The 20,411-nt window shown below is 57.2% G+C and carries 16 protein-coding genes; 9 read left to right on the top strand and 7 right to left on the bottom strand.

Annotated features, from left to right (window positions below; all coding sequences use genetic code 11):
• Nucleotides 1–57: 57 nt before the first annotated feature.
• From G5171_RS05305 to G5171_RS05295, 3 genes are read right to left on the bottom strand one after another with little or no spacing between them, the layout of a single operon-like run.
• Nucleotides 58–441 (bottom strand): hypothetical protein, encoded by a 384-nt coding sequence (locus tag G5171_RS05305; RefSeq protein ID WP_216978135.1) that lies wholly within the window; start codon nt 439–441, stop codon nt 58–60.
• 37 nt (nt 442–478) lie between these two features.
• On the bottom strand, nt 479–1,033 hold the full coding sequence (locus G5171_RS05300) for a cysteine hydrolase family protein (protein WP_005335255.1): 555 nt from the start codon (nt 1,031–1,033) through the stop codon (nt 479–481).
• Nucleotides 1,034–1,058: 25 nt separating this feature from the next.
• On the bottom strand, nt 1,059–2,030 hold the full coding sequence (locus G5171_RS05295) for a ChaN family lipoprotein (RefSeq protein ID WP_421259930.1): 972 nt from the start codon (nt 2,028–2,030) through the stop codon (nt 1,059–1,061).
• 192 nt (nt 2,031–2,222) lie between these two features.
• Here G5171_RS05295 and G5171_RS05290 point away from each other — a divergent pair, with 192 nt between their 5' ends.
• From G5171_RS05290 to G5171_RS05260, 7 genes are all read left to right on the top strand, one after another.
• A complete protein-coding gene (locus G5171_RS05290; protein ID WP_216978137.1) occupies nt 2,223–4,328 on the top strand; it encodes a TonB-dependent hemoglobin/transferrin/lactoferrin family receptor in 2,106 nt (701 codons plus the stop codon).
• A 306-nt stretch (nt 4,329–4,634) separates the two neighbouring features.
• On the top strand, nt 4,635–5,345 hold the full coding sequence (locus tag G5171_RS05285; protein ID WP_337072483.1) for a LuxR family transcriptional regulator: 711 nt from the start codon (nt 4,635–4,637) through the stop codon (nt 5,343–5,345).
• Between the two features lie 226 nt (nt 5,346–5,571).
• Entirely contained in the window at nt 5,572–6,090 is a 519-nt protein-coding gene (hcp1, locus tag G5171_RS05280) for a type VI secretion system effector Hcp1 (protein WP_010634242.1), read from the top strand.
• Nucleotides 6,091–6,438: 348 nt separating this feature from the next.
• Nucleotides 6,439–8,484 carry a type VI secretion system tip protein TssI/VgrG gene (gene tssI, locus G5171_RS05275; RefSeq protein WP_421259929.1) on the top strand — a complete coding sequence of 682 codons (2,046 nt, stop codon included), beginning with the start codon at nt 6,439–6,441 and terminating at the stop codon, nt 8,482–8,484.
• A gap of 9 nt (nt 8,485–8,493) precedes the next feature.
• Complete coding sequence (locus G5171_RS05270; RefSeq protein WP_337072481.1) at nt 8,494–11,001, top strand: pesticin C-terminus-like muramidase; 2,508 nt, start codon at nt 8,494–8,496, stop codon at nt 10,999–11,001.
• 1 nt (nt 11,002) lies between these two features.
• Nucleotides 11,003–11,536: a hypothetical protein gene (locus G5171_RS05265; RefSeq protein ID WP_216978141.1), complete on the top strand. Its 534-nt coding sequence runs from the start codon at nt 11,003–11,005 to the stop codon at nt 11,534–11,536.
• A gap of 402 nt (nt 11,537–11,938) precedes the next feature.
• The gene (locus tag G5171_RS05260; RefSeq protein WP_421259928.1) at nt 11,939–13,093 is read left to right on the top strand and encodes a 3-phenylpropionate MFS transporter; all 1,155 of its coding nucleotides are present in this window, start codon (nt 11,939–11,941) and stop codon (nt 13,091–13,093) included.
• A 77-nt stretch (nt 13,094–13,170) separates the two neighbouring features.
• Here the strand turns inward: G5171_RS05260 and G5171_RS05255 are convergent, their stop codons facing one another.
• Genes G5171_RS05255 through G5171_RS05245 form a run of 3 tightly spaced genes read right to left on the bottom strand, consistent with a single transcriptional unit; the run spans nt 13,171 to nt 15,224 of the window.
• Nucleotides 13,171–14,388, bottom strand: a complete 1,218-nt coding sequence (locus G5171_RS05255) for a hypothetical protein (protein WP_421259927.1) — start codon at nt 14,386–14,388, stop codon at nt 13,171–13,173.
• Between the two features lie 7 nt (nt 14,389–14,395).
• A complete protein-coding gene (locus G5171_RS05250; RefSeq protein ID WP_005335250.1) occupies nt 14,396–14,605 on the bottom strand; it encodes a helix-turn-helix domain-containing protein in 210 nt (69 codons plus the stop codon).
• 7 nt (nt 14,606–14,612) lie between these two features.
• Nucleotides 14,613–15,224 (bottom strand): DUF2975 domain-containing protein, encoded by a 612-nt coding sequence (locus G5171_RS05245; RefSeq protein ID WP_337072479.1) that lies wholly within the window; start codon nt 15,222–15,224, stop codon nt 14,613–14,615.
• Nucleotides 15,225–15,568: 344 nt separating this feature from the next.
• Between G5171_RS05245 and G5171_RS05240 the strand changes: the two genes are divergently transcribed.
• Nucleotides 15,569–19,024, top strand: coding sequence for a NahK/ErcS family hybrid sensor histidine kinase/response regulator (locus tag G5171_RS05240; RefSeq protein WP_421213120.1), 3,456 nt, complete (start codon nt 15,569–15,571; stop codon nt 19,022–19,024).
• Nucleotides 19,025–19,039: 15 nt separating this feature from the next.
• Here G5171_RS05240 and G5171_RS05235 read toward each other — a convergent pair whose 3' ends face one another.
• Nucleotides 19,040–19,651 carry an arylesterase gene (locus G5171_RS05235; RefSeq protein WP_421259926.1) on the bottom strand — a complete coding sequence of 204 codons (612 nt, stop codon included), beginning with the start codon at nt 19,649–19,651 and terminating at the stop codon, nt 19,040–19,042.
• Nucleotides 19,652–19,707: 56 nt separating this feature from the next.
• Between G5171_RS05235 and G5171_RS05230 the strand changes: the two genes are divergently transcribed.
• Nucleotides 19,708–20,403: an ABC transporter ATP-binding protein gene (locus G5171_RS05230; RefSeq protein ID WP_421250694.1), complete on the top strand. Its 696-nt coding sequence runs from the start codon at nt 19,708–19,710 to the stop codon at nt 20,401–20,403.
• Nucleotides 20,404–20,411 lie beyond the last annotated feature (8 nt).

The following is a 20,411-nucleotide window of genomic DNA, read 5'->3' as shown; positions in this document are numbered from 1 at the left end:
ACAAAACGGGCAGCCACTGGGCTGCCCGTTTTTATTGCGTTATCTCATCCGGCCTGTTCAATCCTGCCAGCTGGCCTTGTTGGGAAAAGCGCGACGATCGGCGTCGGTAGCCGTTTCGTTGCACTCTCCCCGCACCTTCCAGGAGGTCTGGCTCAGCACTATGTAGCCCTGGCGGCAATACTGCTTGGTCGCCAGGGTCTCGGTCAGCAGGTTCTCCTGTAACGCCTCCCGCTGCTCCAGCAGCCGCTGGCTCTGGGCTGCCGAGAGGCCGCGCGGCAAGGTGTCGTTGGGCGCGGCTTCAAAGGTGAACCGCTTGCTCCCCTCCTCGTTGATGTGGGTCAGAAACAGGGGGGCCGGCCCGTCATACTTCTGGCCGGGCAAGCTGGAGCAGGCCGACAGCAGGGGAACAATCAACAACAGGGTGGCAGACAACAGGCGCACGACAGACTCCAGTGAGAAACGAGGCGAGGCTCGCAGATTAGCACGGCTGCAGGGCGGGTGTTACTGCCAGCAGCTCGTCGGTGGTGAGCAGGGTCACACTGCGCCCCTCCGGCAGGCTGAGGTGGCGCCACATCCAGTGATGGTGCTCGGTGATCTGGGCCGCGCTCAGGTGGGGGCGATCGGCGGTGGTGTGACCATCGCTCAATACCAGCACCTCGTACCCATGGGAGGCGGCACTGCGCACCGTGGTATCGACGCAAAAATCGGTGGCACAGCCACAGAGAATGAGTCGATCGACCGGCTGCTCGGCCAGCAGGAAGGCAAGCTCGGTATCGAGAAAGCTGTCACATGCTGTCTTGCGCACCCGGCTATCTCCCTTGGCCGGTTGCAGCGCACTGTGCAACTGCCAACCCGGGGTGCCCGGTTCCAGTTCGGTACCGGGGGGCGAGTCATGCTGGATATAGATGACCCTTCCCTGTTGCTGCCTGACATGGGCCGCAGCCCGATTGATATTGGCCAGCACCTGCTCCTGGCGGTAACGGGGCTCGTTGAACAAGCCTTGCTGCACATCGATGATCAGTAACACATCCATATTTTACCCGCCGTTTCCTGGAAGATTAGGGTTGCAGCCACTGGCTGCAGTCACGACTGCGGGATTGATGCAGCGCGCCCATATCTTGCTTCATCTCGTCACTGTTTTGCCAGCGCTTAGGCAGCGGCATGATGGTTACCTGCACATCGGCTGCGGGATCTGCAACAGAGGTCTCATCTGTACGGGGCACGACCAGCGCCACCTTGAGGGCAGGATTGCGGCTGGCGATGCGACTGGCGAGTCCAAGCCCCCCCTCGACGTGGAAATTGCCGGCGATATGCATGATCTGCTGGCCCGGGTGCTTGGCGAGATAATCCACCATGCTCTCGGCCATGGTGTCATCCCAGCTGGTCTGGGCGGCGAAGCGGCGAGCGTTGCTGTCGGCATCGCCGTGGTGCATGGAGGCCATAAATTTCTGGCGATAGGGATCATCCCCCAGCGTCAGTTGGCGGGCCAGCTGGCTGCGGCGCGACGCGGGCAGTTTGTCGAGCCACTCAGCCCCCTCCTGACCGACACAGCTCACCAGCGGTTTGGGGGCGTTGGCGGCGATCACCTGCATCTGGTGCGCTTTGGCAAACTCCACCAATGGGCGATAGTCGCTCGGATAGTTGGGCCAGGCGTTGCCTTCGCGGATCAAGGCCGCTTCACCAATCTGGTTCGCCAGATAGGCATCCAGCGTCTTCTGATCGGCGCGACTGAACTGCTCCATGGAGAGGGCCAATGGCCGACCGTGCTGCTGACCTGCGGTGTAGAGCCCGCTCAGCAGGCGCGATTGCAACAGATGCACGGCGGGATGGCTGTGCAGCTCCCCCACCAGAATGATGTCGGCGTCGGCAATGCGCGCGATCGCCTGCTCCAGCGTCAGGTCTGCGGCTCCCTCGCTGCTCAGCCGGTAGTCATAGAGCGTCTGCAACTGTGATGACACGGTCGGCTGGGTGGGGATGGCACAGGCTGCCAACAGCAGCGGCAGGGCGAGCAGGGGAAGTCGTCTCATCATGGGATCTCACGGCTGATATGCCCGGATGCCGGTGCATCTCGGGGGCTAATAGAGAATAAGGGCAACACAGGGCGACAGTGTAAAACCAATTTGGTTCAAAGCAAATGAGAATGATTTCGTTTCTTGTTGATCTTTGTCGAGAGCCGGGTAATATGCGGCCTGTTTGATAACAGTTCTCAATAAGGATTCGCTGTGACCCATCATAACGCACTCTCTCTGGTTGCCCTCGCCGTGGCGGCTGGTCTCTCCTCCCAGGTCTTTGCTGCCACCCAGAAGGCGGATGAAGTCGTGGTCGTCAGCGGCTCACGGATGGAGCAAAAACTGGAAGATGTCTCCGGCCCCATCTCGGTGATCACCGCCAAGCAGATTGAAGAGCAGGTCGTCACCAACGTCGCCGACCTGTTCCGCTACGAACCCGGAGTGACCGTGCTCGGCGGTCAGGGTGATGCGCAGACCTTCATCATCCGCGGCATGGGTGAAAACCGGGTCAAGGTGGTGCGCGACGGCGTGCGCCAGAACGATGCCTACAGCAAGGGCGGTGTCGGTCAGAGCTACTTTGATACCGACATGATCAAGCAGGTAGAAGTGGCCAAGGGGCCCGCTTCTGCCGCCTACGGCTCCGATGCGCTGGGTGGCGTGATTGCCATCACCACCAAGGATGCCAGCGACTTCCTCAAGGGCAAGGATAGTTATCTGGACGTGACCAGCGGTTACGCCTCCAGCAGCCACCAGAAGATGGCGGGCTTTACCGGCGCCTTGCGCACTGGTGAAGTGGAGAACCTGCTGCGCTACACCTGGCGCGATGGCGGTGTGACCCAGAATTTCGATTCCACCAAAAACGACTTCGATATCGGTACCCACGCCCTGCTGCTCAAGAGCAAATGGAACCTCTCCGATGAGCAGTTCCTCAAGCTGACCGTTGACTACCTGACCGATGGCGAGGAGCCGGATGCGGTCAAGCTCAACAAGGTCGGTACCGGCACCGCCCGTGTCTTTGATCAGCCCATCACCGACAAGCAGACCGACAACCTCTCTGTGGTGCTGGATCACGGCATCGCGCTGAATCAAGGCTGGGCAGATCGGATGGATAGCAAGGTTTACTTCGCCCGCACCAAGCAGACGCTGGATCAGTACGCCTCATCCAAGTATCCGGTCAGCCCCGGCAACCCCTATGTGACCAAAAACTCGCTGGATCACAACGTGTTCGATCAGAAGAACATCGGCGCCCAGCTGCAGTTCCATAAGGCGGTCGCCAACCATCGCCTGGCCTGGGGGGCTGAATACGAGCACACCGACAACGAACGTACCCGTTACAAGGGGCCGACGACTCCCGGTGATTTTGTCGGCTACAACGAGCTGAGCTTCCCGGCTACCACCAGCGAGCGTAGCGCCCTGTGGGCCTTTGACGAGATCAAGTTTGGCGAGCGCTGGGTGCTGACCCCGGGTGCCCGTTATGACTACTACCGGATGACACCGGACAACGATCCGGCTTACACAGGCGACAAGCTGCACAAGTTCTCCGAAGGGGAGTTGTCACCCAAGCTGGGTCTGGTGTTCAAGGCCCACGAGGCGGCCAACCTGTTCGCCCAGTACAGCCATGGCTTCAAGGCCCCCATGTATGACAGCGCCTTCTCCACCCTGAACCATCAGGCTTACGGCTATCGCATCGAGCCCAACCCGAACCTCAATCCGGAGAGCAGCGACGGCATCGATCTCGGCGTGCGTGGCAACAGCCACGGCTTTAGCTATGAATTGGCCAGCTTCTACAACAAGTTCGACGATTTCATCGAGATGGTGGAAGTGGGTCAGCAGGGACGCACCGCCGTCTACCAGTACCAGAACCTGAGCAAGGCGACCACCAAAGGGGTCGAAGCCAAGGCGGATTACTGGCTCAACAATATCGTCAATGTCTGGGGCAACCTCGCCTACATCGAAGGCAAGGATGGGGATGGCAACTACATCAACAGCCTGAGCCCGCTGAACGGCTCGGTCGGTGTGCGTCTGGAACAGTCCCAATGGAACTTCAACACCGCGCTGCGCTTTGCGGACGACATGGACAAAGTCCGTAAAGACAGCAAAGGCAAGGATTACGTGAAGAGCGCCGGTTGGGGTGTTGTGGATATGTACGCCCAGTTCAACCCGATGACCGATCTGCAGCTCAACGTCGGGGTCTTCAACCTGTTTGACAAGGAGTACACCAGCTACGAGCGCATCGCCGGTCGTGCCCAGGGCTCCGATAACAGCATGATGACCGAACCGGGCCGCAACCTGAGTGCACGGGTCAAATACGTATTCTAAAAAGACAACACACGCAGTGAGCGAGGGCTGTTGCCCGCACCGGATCCCCGCCCTGACAGGCGGGGATTTTTTATACATGTAGCCAGGTGTGAGGTGACCCGCTCACACCATGTTATTCATTGGCTTCGCCTTTTTCTTTGTGTTGGCGAGATATTATGCTATTTGATTCATTGTTAATGACATTTAGTAATTCTTTACAATGGGTGTGCCTAGCTTTTGACTTCGACATCGAACTTTTTCCTCGACACCGCCGACGCTCTTGAGCTGATTACCCGCTTCAATGAGGCCTCTGACGAGCAGACCATAGTGGCCCTGCTGCGTACCCTTAGCCAGCAGATGGGTTTTGACCACTTCCGGCTGGGATTCATCTTTCCCAGTTCGATTCAGCGTCCTGATGTGAGGATTTTTAACGGATGCCCTGCCGAGTGGGTGCAGAGCTACGACAAACAACGTTTCTTTACGGTGGATCCCGTTGTGAGAAAAGGGATGAAGCAGAGCACCCCCATCCTCTGGGGCAGCCTGATCACCGAGTGTTGTGAGCGGCAAGATATGGTGGGGCTGGAGGTGATGCGGCAGGCATATGAGATGGGGCTGCGCGACGGGATCACAATTCCCTGGCATGGGGCTAATGGCCATGTTGGCTTGCTGTCATTGATCACTCGCGCCCCACGAACCGAGCATCAATGGTTGAGTGCCACTCCTTTTTTAAGCTGGCTGGCTGTGCATGTCTTTGAAGCGGTAGCCCGTGTTTGTCTCTGTGTGAGGCAGCCTCAGGAAGAGCTGACGTTACGGGAGCAGGAAGTGTGCCAGTGGGCTGCCGAAGGCAAGCAAGTGAGTGATATTGCCCAGATCCTGGGGATCAAGCCCAGAACCGTCACTTTCCATCTTGAACGGATAGCGGAGAAGCTGGGTGCGAGCTGCAAAAATCAGGCGATATCATGGGCGCTGATGCAGGGTATTGTCAGACTGAACATTGACACGGCACAGATTGAAAATGTGGATGATGACAGTGCATGATGCTGCCTAACGCAAAAAATTGCTCATTACGTAGATTAAATTACTAAAAATGTCAGTTTTGCCAGTGGGTGTGATGATATTGCGCAAGTTATTGCATCTATGCGCGTAGAGAGAGAACAGATGGAAGGTAATTGACTGATAAATAAAGAATAAAAAAGTGGCATGGTCGCTGCTAAAGGTTGGTCGAGTGCTATCTCGTTTAACCAACTTATTTAGGAGCATACACATGCCAACTCCATGTTATATCAGCATCGAAGGTAAAACCCAGGGCAATATCACCGCCGGGGCCTTCACCTCTGACTCAGTCGGCAACATCTTCGTGCAAGGCCACGAAGACGAGATGCTGGTACAAGAGTTCCAGCACGTTGTCACCGTCCCGACCGACCCGCAATCCGGTCAGCCTGCCGGTCAGCGTGTCCACAAGCCGTTCAAGTTCACCGTCGCCCTGAACAAAGCCGTGCCGCTGATGTACAACGCGCTGGCTTCCGGCGAAATGCTGCCGAAAGTGACCCTGAAGTGGTATCGCACCTCCGTTGAGGGCAAGCAGGAGCACTTCTTCTCTACCGTGCTGACCGATGCCACTATCGTTGACATCGACTGCCAGATGCCCCACTGCCAGGACCCGGCGAAGTCTGACTTTACCCAGCTTATCCAGGTCTCCATGGCTTACCGCAAGATTGACTGGGAGCACACCGTTGCCGGCACTTCCGGTGCGGACGACTGGCGCGCCCCCATCGAGGCGTAAGCCTTGCTTCGGTACTTTGGTATTCCTTGTAAGTAGTAATGTGTCTTTGAGCCGGTTGTTCAACCGGCTTCTTGTACTGTGCATTTTCTCCAGCCTGGCCAACGGGTTGGCTGGAGCTTTTCTGTTTTGCCATCCCCCAGCCGGGGTTTGATGCCCTGCGAGTGAGCGCGGAGGGATGGCAAAGCACTAAAGGGTGTCCTGTGATGCAGACCCAATCCGCCCGTAACCCGTGTTCGCCGTTATCTTGGTTGCCCGTTGTGGCACAGGAGAGGGCGGTAGCGTGGTTTGGCGGTTGGGGTCTTGAAGAGGGGCGCAGACATCGCGTGGCCGTGACAAGAGGGGAGAGCCATGGCTAATCAAACCGGATTGCAATTTACCGTCAAGGTGGGGGCGCTGCCCGAGAGCACCTTCGTGGTAGCGAGTTTCCAGCTGGACGAGGGGCTGAACCGGCCGTTCAACCTGCGCCTTGAGCTGGCCAGCAGCCAGCCCGATGTAGACTTTGGCGCCGTGCTGGACCAGCCCTGCGAGCTGATGGTGTGGTACAACGGCGAGCTGCAGCGCAGGGTATGCGGGGTAGTGAGCGAGTTTGCCCAAGGGGACAGCGGCTTTCGCCGTACCCGTTACCGCATTGAGGTGAAACCCGCCTTGTGGCGGCTTGGGTTGCGCCAGAATTCCCGTATCTTCCAGGCGCAAAAGCCCGACGAAATCCTCAGCATCCTGCTGCAAGAGCACGGCATCACCGACTACGCCTTTGCCCTGAAAAACGAGCACGCCCAGCGCGAATACTGCGTCCAGTACCGGGAGACCGACCTCGATTTTGTGAATCGCCTCGCAGCCGAAGAGGGCTTGTTCTACTTCCACGAATTTGAAGCAGGCAAGCATCGCATTGTGTTTGCCGACGACGCCGCGGCCCTGACAGCTGGCCCCGAGCTCTTCTTCAACCTTGGCAACCGCTCGCTGGAACAAGGGCCCTATGTGCGCCAGTTCCACTACCGCGAGGCGGTGCGCCCCTCGGATGTGGAGCTGAAAGACTACAGCTTCAAGACCCCGGCCTATGGCCTCTCCCACAAAAAGCAGGGTGCAGAGCTCGACCATCAACGGGACACTTACCAGCACTTCGACTACCCGGGCCGCTACAAGCAGGACCCGAGCGGCAAGGCCTTTGTCCAGCATCGGCTCGATGCCCTGCGCAACGACGCGGTGGCGGGCAGTGGTAAATCCAACAGTGCCGCCTTGTTGCCGGGCCAGCACTTTTCATTGACCGAACACCCCAACGGCAGCCTCAACACCGACTGGCAAATCGTTCATATCCGCCACACCGGTGAGCAACCCCAGGCCTTGGAAGAAGAAGGCGGCAGCGGCCCGACCGTCTACCACAACGAATTTGGCGTGGTGAAGGCGAGTACCACCTGGCGCGCCCGCATCGGCAGTCCCGAGGCGCCCTACAAGCCGATGGTGGATGGCCCGCAAATCGCCATTGTAGTCGGCCCCGATGGGGAAGAGATTTACTGCGACGAGCATGGCCGGGTGAAACTGCAATTCCCGTGGGACCGCTACGGCTCAAGTAACGACCAGAGCTCCTGCTGGGTGCGAGTATCGCAAGGCTGGGCCGGCGGTCAGTACGGCATGATGGCCATCCCCCGTATCGGCCACGAGGTCATCGTCTCGTTTCTGGAAGGTGACCCCGACCAGCCTATCGTGACCGGTCGCACTTTTCATGCCACCAACCGGCCGCCGTATGAGCTGCCCGCCAACAAGACCCGCACCGTGCTGCGCACCGAAACCCACAAGGGCGAGGGCTTTAACGAGCTGCGTTTCGAAGACCAGGCAGGGCAGGAAGAGATTTACATCCACGGTCAGAAAGACCTGAACTTGCTTATCGAAAACGATGCGGCATGGCACATCAAGCACGACCAGCACACGGATATCGACAATGAGCGGGTGACCCGTATCAAGGCCAATGACCACCTGACGGTGGAGGGTGAGAAGCGGGAGCACATCAAGGCGGACTATTCGCTGACGGTGGATACCTCCCTGCACCAGAAACTGGGTCAATCCCTGTTGGTGGAAGCGGGTGAAGAGGTGCATATCAAGGTGGGTGACAAGTTGGTGCTGGAGGCGGGCTCAGAGATCACCCTCAAGGGGGGTGGCAGCTTTGTCAAAGTTGACCCGAGCGGCATCAAGCTGGTCGGCCCCGCCATCAAACTCAATGCCGGAGGCAGCCCGGGAGCTGGCTCTGGCTGGGCTGGTCAGGCTCCCGTTATTCCCAAAGGGGTTGAGGTGGTCAAAGCTCCAGAACTGGTTGAACTGGTCAAGGCCATTCCTACCGAGAAGGCGATGGAGGCGCTCTTGAAAGAAGAGAAGCCCGCTGCGTTCTACCTCTTTTCTGAATAAGGAGAAAGCATGAAGTTTGCATTTCCCATCCTCACTGCCAAAGGTGAAGAATTCAAGGATGTCAAAGCGCTGACTGCACTTATTAATGGCGAAAAATCCGGTCATTATCTCCTTGGCAATCACAACAAATGGCACGGTGGTATTCATATCAGCGACCAGAGCGCCCCCTGGTGCAAGGATAAATATCCTGTCCGAGCCATTGCTGACGGCAAAGTCGTGGCTTTTCGGATGATGAAGGATTATCTGACCTCTGAATTTCAGGGGGAGTCACTGCGTTATTCCAACTGCTTCTGCCTGGTCCAACACGAATATTGTGAAATCAATGCAGAAACAAAAGCTAAAAACGAGTTCACCTTTTATTCGCTCTATATGCACCTGTTGCCTTGGGATAAGTACCAAAGTACCGAGAGGCTGGTGTTGAAAAAGGGTTGGAATGCTCGCAATTCTGTCCCCCATAGGAATCCCAATGCAGAGCAGCAGCGTGCCGATGCTGCCTTGCCCCGTTTCACTTTGCCTAAGGATACCGAACTGGAGATGGATAGCAGCATTCCCCCCAAAAAGGGGAGTGTTGGGGGCAAGGAGTATGATTTCATCAAGGTAAAGATCAAGAGCAAGCTGTCCAATGCCCAGATAAAAGAGGCTGAAAAGGTGGGGGTATTAGTCAGTGAAGGGAGTTCAGTCTGGATCGCCAATAGCCCGGATGCCGTGACCTTTATCAAGCCCAATGTGCCAACCTGGCTATTCGATCAGATAGATGCAGAGCTATTGAAGGATATGGCTGGGCGTGCAGATCCTGTCTTGGATGATAAAAGTGGTCGCTTGATGGCTGGCAGTGGCAATGTCTCACTGCCAGCTGGCACCAAGTTGCAGTATGATGCCCACCAACTCGAATTCCATTGGATTGGTGATAAAGCGCGCAAGATGGCCAGATGCAAATATGTCATGCCGAGTGGGAGTGACGCTCAGGGGAATTGTGGTCTCGCCTGGGTGTGCGTTGAAGATGAATTTATCAAAGCTAAAAGGCTTCCCCCTTCCCATCTCGACGAGCTATATGTGCTGCCATCTCCCGTGGTAATTGCTGCGGGTGAAACCATAGGCTATCTCGGCTTGGTGGAAACACCGGGGTCCCTGATTGGGGGCAAACAGAGCAAGCATCAGGTTCATCTTGAGGTGTTTACTCAAGATCCCCGTCTGGATGATGTTCTGGCCAACAAGGCGGGAACGCAAGGTGGTGCAATCTATGCCAAAGTGCCTGCCGATTTGATCCTCCATGAGAAGAAGAGTGAGGCAGGCAAATCCAAGTGGGTGGCAACCAAGGATAAAAGCAAGGAAGCGCTGGTTGAAGCACCCAAGCTGGAAAAGGATGCTGCCAAGCAGGAGTGGATTTGTGTCTCATCAGATAAATATGTCAAGAAAGAGCAAGTTGAGTTATTGAGTCAGCATGACTGGTTGAAGATCGGTTTTAAAAAGATCGATGGTAGTGGCTCCGACGGTTATCTGGATCCCGATGCGCCGCCTTCCCTTTTTACTGATTTGGTGAAAAGCTTTGATAAGAATAAGGATGGCAAGCTGAGCAGCGGCGAAATTCATGCTGCTTTGAGCAATCCGAAAAACAGTGAGCAGTTGCACAAGCTCATTGTCAAACATCTCAGCGAGTGGTATGAAAAGTCTTCAGCCAGCAGTTATCAATGGCTGGATAAGCTTATGACCAAGATTGGCCTGCCAAACTTTGATTTACTGGTTGATCATGAAAAGCAGCGTATCGATAAGCTGGAGTGGATGCAGAGTGCGACCAAGTTAAAGCTGGATAAAGAGGTTTGGCATTTTTCACCAATAGGAATAATGGCATTAATAACAGAGCAGCTCCCAAGCGGAGATACAATCGATTTTAATACCACTCTTGGGATTTATAGAATTTCTAAAAAATCTGCGGAATTTATATTGTCTTGGGAAGCATACATGCCCAAACCATATGTCCCCAAAGGAGATCAGTCAAGTGGCGTTACTATTGGGTATGGGTACGATTTAGGACAACAAGAAATCTCATCAGCACGGACTATGTTGAGTGATTATTATACGGCGACACAGGTGGAGCGTTTGTTAACCGCAATTGGCAAAAAAGGGGATAATGCAAGAGCTATTGTTCATGAATTATCTGACATTTCGATTGATAAAGAACGAGCACTAGATATGGCAATGCGTTTAAAGGAACGATACTGTCAAGTTGTTGTCAACACTTACCCACAAGCTATTAACCTACCTCCAGATAGTGCTGGTGCCATATTGTCATTGGTTTATAACAGAGGTCCATCATTAAAAAAACCGAAAATAGGGGATCCAATAGATAGTCGTCGTGAAATGAGAGAAATAGGCGATGATTTTTCTAAAGGGAATATTAAAAACATACCTGCCAGACTAAGGAGTATGAAAAGGCTATGGGCTAACCAGCGGGGCCTAAGAGACCGCCGTGAAGGTGAAGCTAAATTTATTGAAGAAGAATTGGCTGGGGGAGAATGATATGACTAGTATTTTAAGTAGGTTACTGTTCATTTTTATTTTTTTGTTTTCAACATATGCACATGCGTGTGGTAATAACAACAATGCAATTGTTCAGGGCCCTTTCAGAGATATATCCTTCAATGAAGGATATATCTGCTTTCAAAGCACTTCAGATAAAAAAGATATAGAGTTTTATCTTGGGTATGAGTCACCTAAGGGAACGCAAAATCATTTGATTGATACTTTTTATCATTCAGATGCACCAGTGGAATTAATGTCTGTTTTTTTTGTTTCTGTAAATAAAGAGAGGAATGTTGCTATACTTCTTCGCTGGAATGTAAATTATGAAAATAATGGTATAGAATATCCTTATTTTTATGAAATTAAAACATATCGAAAAAGTAAAGAAGGAAAGTATGAACTAAATTTAAGTTCAGAAACTGATGATGCTCTTTCTGGTTATCAGATTGTAAAAAATGGTAAAATGCAAAATTATGCATTAGACAATGCCAAAAAAATTAAAAATTATCTTATTGATAAGTATGGTGCATAAATAAAGGAAGGTTCATAGAGCCCGTAAGCTCGATTTGTACCGTTCTAGTTATCACCTGACACCGGCTTAACGCCGGTGTATTTTTATCTTGAGTTGCAGGATAGCTCGAAGATGTGCTGTATCCAGATGATTTTTCGTTGTGAGGATGGATTTAAATTTGAATCCGAGATGCAGATCCTAGTGATGAAGAAAAGTGATTAGGGGACAAAAAAGAAACCCGCCATGGGCGGGTGGAAGGATTGCAACACTAACCAGGAGGAGGTGTTACCAAGTAGACCCTGTACCTTCGGTAATAGTTCAATTTTATTGAAGTTTTTTCGATTTCTTAGCGGGGTTTCCATCGGGATCTGCGGGGGCGGATGAGTTATCATTCTGCTCCCGTCATCCGGTTGCAGAGGATCTATGCCCGCGTTTTCCTGGTTAGCGCTCTTTTTCGGCGCCTTCTATTTTGTCTACGGTGCTTACTTGCCGTTCTGGTCGCTCTGGCTGGAGGGGGTGGGCGTCAGCGCCGAGATGATTGGTCTCCTGCTGGGAGCGGGGATGGCGATCCGCTTTGCCGGCAACCTGATGGTGATGGGGCAGATCAAGGGGGCGGGCCATCTGCTGCCGGTTACCCGGTTGCTCTCCCTGCTCAGTCTGCTGGCCTTTCTCGGCTTCTATCTCAGCCATCACCTCTGGTGGCTGGTGGGCTTGACCCTGCTGGCGAACTTTATCTATCCGACCCTGATGCCGGTGGGGGAGGCGCTGGCGACCCGCATGGTGGTGCAGGCGCACCTCGATTACGGCAAGGTGCGGCTGTGCGGCTCGTTTGCCTTTATCGTCGCCTCTACCCTGGTAGGGGCGCTGGTGGGCAACTTCGGTAGTGACTGGATTTTGCACACCATGGTGGCGGGGCTGGTGCTGATGCTGCTGCTCAGCTGGCTGCCGCTCTATCCGGCGCCACAGGATAGTCAGGACGAGCGCGCCAAGGCGTCCTTGCTGGCAACCCTGCGCAGCGCACCGGTGCGCCGTTTCCTGCTGCTGACAGCTCTGCTGCAGGGGAGCCACGCCGCCTATTACGGTTTCAGCGCCATCTACTGGAAGGCGCAAGGGTATAGCGGCACTATCATCGGCTATCTGTGGGCGCTCGGGGTGGTGGCGGAGATCTGTATGTTTGCCGCCGACAAGCGTTTCTTGCAGCGCTTTGGCGCCCAGAGTCTCTTTATCGCCGGTGCCATCGGTTGTGTGGTGCGCTGGGTATTGCTGGGGGCCTCGACCGAGTTGTGGGTGCTGGTGCTGGGGCAATTGCTCCACTCGGTGACGTTCGGTATGAGCCATCTGGGGGCGGTGCGCTTTATGACCCGTCAGCTACCGGCCGAGCAGTTGATCCCGACTCAGGCGCTCTATGCGGCCCTTGGCCTCGGCATGACGGTGGCGGCCCTGATGGCACTCTGCGGCGTGCTGTTCGAGCCTCTCGGCGGCGGCATCTTCTTCCTGATGGTGCTGGTGGTCTTGCCGGTGCTCTTCCTGCGGCTGCGCCCCTTTGCGCCGTCTGCGCAGGAGAGTGCTCCAGCCTGATATTTGTCTATTTGAATCATCTCCTCACAAAAGGGAGAGCCACGGCTCTCCCTTTTTCGTTGTTGCAGTTTGCGGCGTTACTGCTGCTCGCCAAGATAGAGGCGGCTGAGACGGCGCCAGGTATCCGAGCCGATGGTGCCGGCAAGCAGCTCATTGGAGGCGGCATCAAAGCGTCCATCCGGCAGCCAGCCCAGTTGGGGCAGCAGTTGCGCCAGCGTCACGTCATTGTGTTGCAGTTCCCGCTCCAGCGCTTCCCAGAAGGCGCTCCCCTTGACGTAAAAGAGCGGGTAGTAGGAGCGATCGCCCGCCAGCACCTCGCGAGCTGCCCGATAGAGGCCGCTCTCGCGATGGGGCATCTGTTTGCCCCGCTCGGCCAGCTCGTTGACCGCCGTGACTTGATGCAGCCGAAAGCGGCGCAGCGCCTTGATGGCGAGGTACTCGGCGAGGCTCTCGTTGACCCAGGTGGGTTGTGGAGCAGAGTGGCGAGCGCTGAGGATATGCACCGCCTCGTGGGCCGAGGTGCGCAGCAGGCGCAAGGGGGCCTGTGGCGTCGGTTTGCCAGCCTCGGTGGGGTAGTTGGCGACAAACACCTGATCCCCGGCGGCGCCGCCAAGGGAGCGGGTCGCCACATCCCGCCCCAGCCACACCAGTTGCCATGGATGAGTGGGTGGCTCCACATCGAGCTGGAAGGCCAGATAGTCGATGATCTCATTCAGTTGCTGCTGCAAGGCTGGCAGATCGAGCTGGTTGGCGGTCTCGTCATGGCTCAGCACCAGCCGCGGATCCGGCTTGGTGACGGGCACAGTGTCCAGACCAAATGGCAGGATCAGCGGCGGCTGGTTGACATCCGGCAGTGGTTGGCAGCTGCCATCCGGCAGACAAACCCTTCCTTGGCGACTCCCCATCTGGCGCACAAAGTTACCCCACTCGGTCAATAGCCACTGGTCAGGGGCAAACAGCAGCGACTGTTGGGCCGAGGCATCAGCACCCTCTGCCGGAGCCGGTGTGAGCGTGATCTGCCAGCCGATCTCCTTGCAGGAGAAGGGCTGGTTGAGGGCAACCGGCTGGTTGTCTGCAAGGCAGACCAGCGCGGGGGAAACCGGCGTGGCACTGCCCGGCAACTGACGAGCGGGGAGCAGGGTAAAGGGAGGTTTGCCCTGCATAGTGAGGTGCACTTGCAGCACATTGGCGCTGGCGCTCTGCTCGATAAGGTAGCGGGGGCCGTTCGCGTCATTGCCAGCGCAGGCCCACAGCGGCAGCAGCCACAGGGCAAACAGGGTGATATGACGACTCATAAGAGGGTTAGCGCTCCTGCTCGTAGCCCAGCAGATCGCCGGGCTGGCATTTGAGTTCACGGCAGATGGCCTCCAGGGTGGAGAAGCGCACCGCCTTGGCGTGGCCATTCTTGAGGATCGAGAGGTTGGCCTCGGTGATGTCGATGCGCTGGGCCAGTTCGCGGGCGGTCATTTTGCGCTCGGCCAGCAGGGCATCGAGCCGGATGATAATGGGCATGGGATCCTCACACCGTCAGTTGTTGTTCATCGGCCAGCTGCTTTGCTTCCCGCATCACCAGTGCCAGCGCCGAGACGATCAATCCACCCAGCAGCAGCTGAAAGTTTGAGGAGCTGATATTGATGGTGCAGTACAGTTCAGGGCCATGCAGAGTGAGCACTATATCCAGCAGTGGCGTGGTGATGATCTCGGCGATGAAACTGGCACACAGCAGCAGTCCGATCATCTTGTAACGACGGATCTGGCCGAAGGTGAACAGCATAGCGCGTCGATAGCCACGAAACAGCTGGAGCAGTTGCCACAGGATGAGCATGAAAACTACATCAGGCAGCAGCATGACCAGGGTCGCCAGCAGGCGGGTTCCCATACTGAGGGAGTAGTCGGCAATCGAGGGGGCCGGAGTGGTCACTACTGGCGAGGGCATGTTCAGTGGGACATTGCGGAGTGTGGAACCGTCATTCACTGCCAGGGCATCGACCAGCTCCTGATGCAGATAGTCGTTGCCACCCAACAGGTGTGACCAGGCTCCCATGACGGTCATAAGTGGTGTGGCCACCAGTGCAAATAGTAGAACCCACTCGATCAGGCCGCTCATTCGTTCGAGCTTGTTGTGTTTCATCGTTTATCTCCAGATGGAATGTGACAGAAAGATTAGGGCCATGAACGGTGCTGCCAGCAGGGTCAGCAGCAGGAACCATTCGATGAGGTCGCTGATGTGTCCGAGCGTGTGGTGTTTCATCGTTTCACCTCTTGCTTGAAAGAGAAAGATGGAGCGTGCGCGCATGAAATTATTGTTTATCAATAAACAGGCGCTAGTGTTTATCGTTTTACGATATAGTGTCAAGGCTGAATTTATTGAAAAACGATAAATTCAATCTGACTGCAGGGGGATGACTTTTGGCTGTCGCCTCTCTAGACTGGCGAGGTTGTATACAAAAACTCAACATCTACAAGGGGTTATCGATGCACCAGGGATGGCTGCTGATCGGATTGTCGCTCATCTATCTTGGGCTGCTGTTTCTGATCGCCTTCGTGGCAGACAAGCACAAACGGCACCGTCTCAAGGGGCAACCTCTGCTCTACAGCCTGTCGCTGGCGGTCTACTGCACTTCCTGGACCTTCTTCGGCACAGTGGGGCAGGCGAGTGAATCCCCTTGGTCACCGGTGCCCATTTACCTTGGCCCCATGCTGGTCTTTCTGTTTGGCTGGCGGCTACTGGCCCGCCTTATTCTGGTGGCCAAGCGCGAGCACATCACCTCCATAGCCGACTTTATCGCCGCCCGTTACGGCAAATCCCAGCGGCTTGCCATGGTGATCGCCCTCATCGCCATCATGGGGATCCTCCCCTATCTGGTGTTGCAGCTCAAAGCCATCGTTACCGGGCTGGATCTGCTGATGGTCAACAGCGGCGGCATCAGCCCGACCAGCAACACCAGCGAATTGGCGCTCGGGGTCACTCTGCTGCTGGCGCTGTTCAGCATCCTGTTCGGCACCCGCCATCTCGATGCCACCGAGCACCACAGGGGGATGGTGGTAGCCATCGCCTTCGAGTCGGTGGTCAAATTGCTGGCCTTTATCGCGGTGGGGGGCTTCGCCCTCTGGCTGATCCTGAGCAAACCGGGCGAGGCTCACGAGGTGGTGACTCGCGACTTCTTTGCACAGGTGGTGGCGGTGAGCCCTGGCAACCTGCTGGAGCTTGCCATCTATACGGTGCTGGCGATGTGCGCCGTCATCTGCCTGCCGCGCCAGTTTCATGTGACTGTGGTGGAGAACAATCAGGGACAGGATCTGCATTGGGCGCGCTGGATCTTCCCGCTCTACCTGTTCGTGATGGGGCTCTTTATCTGGCCGCTGGCGCTGGCGGGCAAGCAGTGGGTGGGGGCCGACATGGCCTCCGACACCTATGTGATCAGCCTGCCGATGGCCCTCGGGTTCGATGGCATGGCAATGCTGGCGTTTCTCGGCGGCACCTCGGCGGCCACTGGCATGGTGATCGTCTGCACCATCGCGTTGGCGATCATGGTGAGCAACGATCTGGTGCTGCCGGTGCTGCTGCGCCGCTTCTGGCGGCAGGGGCGTGACGAGCGGCTGGTACGGCTGCTGTTGCAGGTGCGCCGTGGCGCCATCCTGCTGATCTTGCTGGCGGCCTGGGGGCTCTACCTTTGGCTCGGCGATCTCACCAGCTTGTCGCGCATCGGCTATCTCTCTTTTGGCGCGGTGGCCCAGTTTGCGCCAGCCCTGCTGCTCGGTCTTTACTGGCGTCACGGCAATCGCAAGGGGGTCTATCTTGGGTTGAGCCTCGGGGTGAGCCTCTGGTTCGTCACCCTGCTGGTGGAGAGCGGGCTGCTGGCCGGTTCACCGCTGGCCGAACTGCTGGCACCGCCGGACTGGCCCGCATTTCGCGAGCTGAGTCTCGGAGCCTGGTGCATCTTCCTGAGCCTGCTATTCAACCTGCTCGGTTATGTGGCGGGCTCGCTGCTGTCGCGCCCTGCGGTGAGCGAGCGGCTGCAGGCGGCCAACTTTGTCGGCAAGCCGAGTCGCGATACCGCCGCCCTCTATCAGGCGCGGGTCTCGGTCAAGGAGCTGGAGATGCTGGCGGCCCGCTTTGTCGGCTCAAGCCGGGTCAAACGCGCCTTTGGTCGTTTCGCCGGTGAGCGGGGCGGCACCCTGGCGCCCCAGATGCAGGCTTCGGCCGAGCTTATCGCTCACACCGAGCGGCTGCTGGCGGGGGTGTTTGGTACCTCATCGGCACGGCTGGTGCTCGCCTCTGCCCTGCAGGGGCGCAACATGCAGCTCGAGGAGATCGCCACCATCGTCGATGAAGCCTCCGACGTTTTTCGCTTCAACCGCGGCCTGCTGCAGGGTGCGATCGAGCATATCGGGCAGGGGATCTCGGTGGTGGACAGGGAGCTTCGGCTGGTGGCCTGGAACCGCCGTTACATCGAGCTGTTCCACTATCCGCCCGGGCTTATTCAGGCAGGGCGCCCCATTGAAGAGATCATCCGCTACAACGCGCAGCAGGGGCTCTGTGGCCCCGGCGATATCGAGGATCATGTGGCGCGGCGGGTCGCCTTTATGAAGCGGGGCAGCGCCCATATCTCGGCGCGGGAGCGCCCGGATGGGCGAGTAATCGAGATGCAGGGCAACCCCATGCCCGCCGGTGGTTTTGTCATGACCTTTACTGACATCACCCCGTTTCGCGATGCCGAACGGGTGCTGCGCGAAGCGAACGAACATCTGGAGGCACGGGTGGCCGAGCGCACCCGTGAGCTCTCCGAGCTCAACCGTCAACTATTGCTGGTGAACCAGCAGGTGGAGCGGGCCAACCACTCCAAGAGTCGCTTTCTGGCGGCGGTCAGCCACGATCTGACCCAGCCCCTCAATGCGGCCAAGCTGTTTACCTCCTCCCTGCTGGAGATGTTGCCCGCCGAGGGGGAACCGGCACGTATCGCCCACCATATCGACGATGCGCTGGGGGCGACCGAGGATCTCATTAGCGATCTGCTCGATATCTCGCGGCTTGAAGCGGGCAAATTCAAAGCCAGGAAACTCGACTTCGCCCTGCATGACTTGTTCGACAACCTCAAGGCGGAATTTGGGGTATTGGCACAGGCGGGGGGGATCCACTTCTCGGTGGTGGAGAGCAAGCATGCGGTGCATAGCGATGTGCGGCTGCTGCGCCGGGTGTTGCAGAATTTCCTGACCAATGCGTTTCGCTACAATCCGGGGGGGCGGGTGCTGCTCGGTTGTCGCAGGTCAGGAAGCAAGATCCGCATCGAGGTGTGGGACAACGGCCCCGGTATCCCGCAGGACAAGCAGGAGGCTATTTTTGACGAGTTCTCCCGTCTCGATCACTCCCGTACCGCCAAGGAGCAGGGGCTGGGTCTGGGGCTCGCCATCGCCCGCGGCATCTCGCAGGTGCTTGGCCATCAGCTCACCCTGCAAAGCTGGCCGGGCAAGGGATCGGTCTTTGCGGTGACCCTCAATCTGGCGACCCGGCCGGTCACGGCCCATCAGCTGGCGGCGCCGGTGGTGCGTGACAGCCAGCTGGAAGGCGTAGCTGTGCTCTGCATCGACAATGAGCGGGATATTCTGACCGCCATGAGCACTTTGCTCAGCCGTTGGGGCTGCGAGGTGCGTTGCGCCGTCGATCTGGCCGAAGCCGAAGCGCTGGTGGCAGACGGGTTTGTGCCGAGACTGGTGCTCTCCGACTATCACCTCGACGATGGCAAGACCGGGCTGGAGGCGCTGGCTGCGCTGCAACAGGTGTGTGGTGACGAGTTGGGGGGCATCGTCATCAGCGCCGATCGCAAGAGCGAGTTGCAGGTGCAGATCCGTGAGCGAGGGTATGGCTACATCAGCAAGCCGGTCAAACCGCTCAAACTGCGGGCCCTGATGAACAGCCTGCTGCTGAGGTAAACAGGGGGATGTTGCTTATGGCTCCATAAGGGGCTCAATAAAAGCGGCTACCTTGTCGCGGATTTTGGGCTGGGCCGCCGGGGTGGGATGAATACCATCGTTCATCATAAGTTCAGGGCGCAGCGCAATATCATCCATGAAGAAGGGCAGCAGGGGCAGATCGTTAGCCTGGGCCAACTCGGGAAAGATCTGTTCAAACTGGCGCAGATAGCGGGCACCGTAGTTGCGGGGAAGCTGGATTTGGGTCAACACCACACGGGTCTGCTGTTCCTTGGCGAGCGCGATCATACTGGCCAGATTCTGGCGGGTAATGGTCGGTGCGAAGCCGCGCAGGCCATCGTTGCCCCCCAGTTCGATCAGCAGCCAGTCCGGCTTGTGCTCCTTCAGCAGGGCGGGCAGACGGGCCAGAGCCCCTTGTGTCGTTTCACCGCTGATGCTTGCATTGAGCAGGGTGTGTTTGCCCCCCTCTGCCTGCCATTTCTGGTTGAGCAGGGCGGGCCAGCTCTGCTCAACCTGCATCAGATAGCCGGCGCTCAGGCTGTCTCCCAGTACCAGCAGGGTCTGGGCCTGAGCCGACGAGAGCAGGCTGCCGAGGCCAACGAACAAGGCAAACAGAATACGCACCATCAATTCAACTCCCGCTATGGATTGTCATCAAGGGATTGGAACAAAGGATACAGAGCATGAGTTCAACCCCCATTATTGTCGTCAAGGGCCTCGGCAAATCGGTTCGCCTCGGCCAGGAAAGCCTCACCATCCTTGAAGGGATCGATCTGCAAGTCAATAGCGGCGAGACGGTGGCCCTGGTTGGCGCCTCCGGCTCCGGCAAGTCCACCCTGCTGGGGCTGCTGGCCGGGCTCGATCTGCCGAGTCAGGGGGAGATCGAGATCCTCGGCAAATCTCTCGGTGAGCTGGATGAGGAGGGGCGGGCCCGATTGCGCGCCGAGCAGATCGGGTTTGTGTTCCAGTCGTTTCTGCTGCTCCCGACCATGACGGCGCTGGAGAATGTGATGCTGCCTGCCGAGCTGCGTGGCGAACGCCACTGCGAGCCGAGGGCCCGCGAGCTGTTGGCGGCAGTCGGGCTTGGCGAGCGGTTGCACCATCTGCCGCCACGGCTCTCCGGCGGCGAGCAGCAGCGGGTGGCCATCGCCCGCGCCTTTATGACCCGTCCCAGCCTGCTGCTGGCGGATGAGCCGACCGGCAACCTCGACAGCAAGACCGGCGAGAAGGTGATCGAGCTGCTGTTTGAACTCAATCGCAAGCACGGCACCACCCTGGTGGTAGTGACCCATGATCATCAGCTGGCCGAGCGTTGCCAGCGGCAACTGGTCATGACGGCGGGCAGACTGGATCGCGAGGTGGCCCATGATGTGGTGTAACGGGGTGA

Source organism: Aeromonas sp. 600774 (assembly GCF_049175075.1).
Lineage (GTDB): Bacteria > Pseudomonadota > Gammaproteobacteria > Enterobacterales > Aeromonadaceae > Aeromonas > Aeromonas veronii_A.
Note: the sequence above shows the minus strand (reverse complement) of the source record. Positions and strands in the feature narration are given on the sequence as shown.